Source organism: Escherichia sp. 93.1518 (genome assembly GCF_013368915.2).
Lineage (GTDB): Bacteria > Pseudomonadota > Gammaproteobacteria > Enterobacterales > Enterobacteriaceae > Escherichia > Escherichia ruysiae.
Window position 1 is genome coordinate 1 of the sequence record NZ_JABWMT020000070.1, and the last position, 3,151, is coordinate 3,151.

A 3,151-nucleotide genomic window follows, 5' to 3' on the forward strand; every position below is an offset into this window, starting at 1 on the left:
GGGCATAAACCTTACGCCTGACCACCGTTCCGCCGACCAGACTCTGCAGGTCTTCCGCCATCCCGGTGACCATACCGTACAGGTTAGAAACCGTCAGCGTGGGGCGCGTACTGGTGCCTTTGCCATTCAGTTCAAAACCACTCCCCTGAATGGGATACGGCTGATACTGTCGCCCCTGCCAGGTGACCGGCTCACCTTTTTCGTTCTGCTCATTACAGAAAAAATAACGTTCTCCACCGACCTCTGTCAGGTCGATTTCCCAGAGCACCACGCTGGCCGACTGCTCCGCACGGGTGCATTCATTCAGTGTTTCCTGCCGGATATCCTGCATCAGTTCACCACCTGTTCAAACTCTGCGCTGAACTCAACACGCAGCATACTGACCCGCGACGACCATTTTGCGCAGGTCACCTTTATCTGCCGCCACTCATAAGGCGGCGTCCACAGAAAGGATTTCCAGCCCCCGTGCTCAGCCAGAAACGACTCCAGCGCCGTGGCCTCCCTACGGGGAACAGAAAGCGTCACGCTGTACGTTTTCAGGTCGGCATTCAGCCCGGCAGGCGCTCGCTGGGAATAGCCATCACCAAAGCGCACTTTCCTGACGGAAGGGGCTGAAGCCACATCCATACCGGGTTTCACTTTCCAGCGGAAGGTCTTCATCGTCCACCTCCGGAGAACAGACCACCATCGCGCATCTGTGCCTGAATTTCATCACGGGCACCCTTGCGGGCCATGTCATACACTGCCTTCAGCATCTGTGGACCTGGCAGACCATTCGTACCGTCGTTCTGAATCACCACGTTGTTGTTCTGCTCAAATCTGATACCCTCTGAACGCCGCATTTGCGCCGGACTTCCGGTGCCACCGACATAACCGCCGGTGGCATAGCCGCGCATCAGCCGGTAAAGATTTCCCACGCCAATCCGGCTGGTTGCCTCCTTCGTGAAGACAAACTCACCACGGTGAACAATCCCCGCTGGCTCATATTTGCCGCCGGTTCCCGTAAATCCCCCGGTCGCAAAATGGAATTTCGCCGCAGCTGCCTGAATGGCTGTACCGCCTGACGCTGATGCGCCGCCACCAACAGCCCCGCCAATGGCGCTGCCGATACTCCCGACAATCCCCACCATTGCCTGCTTAAGCAGAATTTCTGTCATCATGGACAGCACGGAACGGGTGAAGCTGCGCCAGTTCTGCTCACTGCCGGTCAGCATCGCCGCCATATTCTGTGCAATACCATCAAAGGTCTGCGTGGCAGCACTTTTAACCTGCAACATACTGTCCGTGGCGCTCTCTTCCCACTCACTCCAGCCTGACCTGAGGCCTGCCATCCAGCTCCCGCGAAGCAGGTCTTCAGCCGCCCAGGTCTTTTTCTGCTCTGACATGACGTTATTCAGCGCCAGCGAATTATCGCCATACTGTTCCTTCAGGCGCTGTTCTGTGGCTTCCCGCGCTGCCTGCCGGTCAGTAAGCCCCCGGTTTTTCGCCTCAATGGCTGCCCGTTTTGCCCGTTGTTGCTGTGCGAACTTATCCGCCTGCTGCGCCAGCGCATTCAGGTGCTCCTGATACGTGACCTTATCGCCAAGTACAGCCAGCTGGCGTTTGTACTCCAGCGTCTCATCTTTATGCGCCAGCAGGGATTTCTCCTGTGCGGATAGCTGGCGACGTTGTGCCGCCTCCTCCAGTACCGCGAACTGATTTTCCGCCTTCCACAAATCCCGGCGCTGCTGGCTGATTTTCTCATTCGCTCCGGCATGCTTCTCCAGCGTCCGGAGTTCTGCCTGAAGCGTCAGCAGGGCAGCATGAGCACTGTCTTCCTGACGATCGCCCGCAGACACCTTCACGCCGGACTGTTTCGGCTTTTTCAGCGTCGCTTCATAATCCTTTTTCGCCGCCGCCATCAGCGTGTTGTAATCCGCCTGCAGGATTTTCCCGTCTTTCAGTGCCTTATTCAGTTCTTCCTGACGGGCGGTATATTTCTCCAGCGGCGTCTGCAGGCGTTCGTAAGCCTTCTGCGCCTCTTCGGTATATTTCAGCCGTGATGCCTCAGACTCGGCCCAGTCCTTTGCTGCCATCTCTCTGGCCTTTTGAAGATCGGCCTGCAACGTGGCGGCTGAAAGCCCAAGTTGCGCATTCGCTCTGTCCTCCCATGCTCCCCGGAGATTGGCAAGAAATGCTGAGGTTTTACCGCGCCGGTGGCTCCGGCTCTGATACCACTGCCATTTTTTGTCCGCCTCATCAAAAGCCTTTTCTGCTTTCTCCTGCATTTCCTGGGCAGTGTCCGGGCGACCAACATCCAGCACCGCATCCCACATGGATTTGAATGCCCGCGCTGTCCTGTCTGCCCAGGTCTCCAGCGTGCCCATGTTCTCTTTCAGGCGGCGGGTCTGGTCATCAAACCCTTTCGTCGCGGCCTCGTTCGCCGCCTGCAATGCCCCGGCCTCTTCGCCGGAACGCTGCAACTGAGCAACATACGCAATCTGCTCCGCCGTCACGTTATGGAACTGGCGCGCCATCGCTGTCAGCCCCGACGTCGGGTCAGTGGTCAGCTTCCCGAAGGCTTCAGCGACCTTGTCCACCTCCACGCCGGATGCAGAGGAGAAACGCGCCACACTCTGGCTGATGGACGCAATCTGAGCCTCACCGCTTACCCCCGCCTTAACCAGTGCGCTGAGTGACTCGCTGGTCTGGTTAAACGTCAGCCCTGCCGCCTGCCCGGCTCTGGACAGGACCAGCATACGATCTGCCGTCAGTCCCGCCTGATTGCCGGAAAGGACCAGCGTTTTGTTGAAATCGGACAAGGTTGAGTTGCCCTGATACCAGGCATACGCCAGCGCACCGGTCGCCACCGCCAGCGAGGTGGCCCCCACCATCGGCAGGGTGATCGCACCGGCAAGCCCCCTGAACATGGGGATCATCCCGCCGAAGGAGTCCTTAACCTGACCCCCCTGTTGCAGCAGGATCAGCCACGGACTTTGCCCGCCTGCAAGCTGCGTGGCCACGTCGGTGAACTGTGCAGGCAGCATACGCATGGCGGCTTTATACTGCCCGACGGAAATCCCCGCTTTCTGTGCAGCCAGCGCCTGTCGGCTCAGCGACTGTTCAACGACTGCCGCTGTTTTTTTCGCATCACTTTCCGTACCGGAAAAAT

3 protein-coding genes are annotated in these 3,151 nt (G+C 58.4%); all 3 read right to left on the reverse strand.

Going from position 1 to position 3,151, the window contains the following annotated elements; genetic code table 11:
* Window positions 1–331: phage minor tail protein L (locus tag HEN21_RS22325; protein ID WP_001454768.1), on the reverse strand; the 331-nt coding region annotated here is incomplete at its 3' end.
* Window positions 331–660 carry a phage tail protein gene (locus HEN21_RS22330; protein ID WP_000847326.1) on the reverse strand — a complete coding sequence of 110 codons (330 nt, stop codon included), beginning with the start codon at window positions 658–660 and terminating at the stop codon, window positions 331–333. The genes HEN21_RS22330 and HEN21_RS22325, both read right to left, overlap by 1 nt.
* A partial coding sequence (locus HEN21_RS22335) for a phage tail tape measure protein (RefSeq protein WP_183082947.1) occupies window positions 657–3,151 on the reverse strand: 2,495 nt, incomplete at its 5' end. The genes HEN21_RS22335 and HEN21_RS22330, both read right to left, overlap by 4 nt.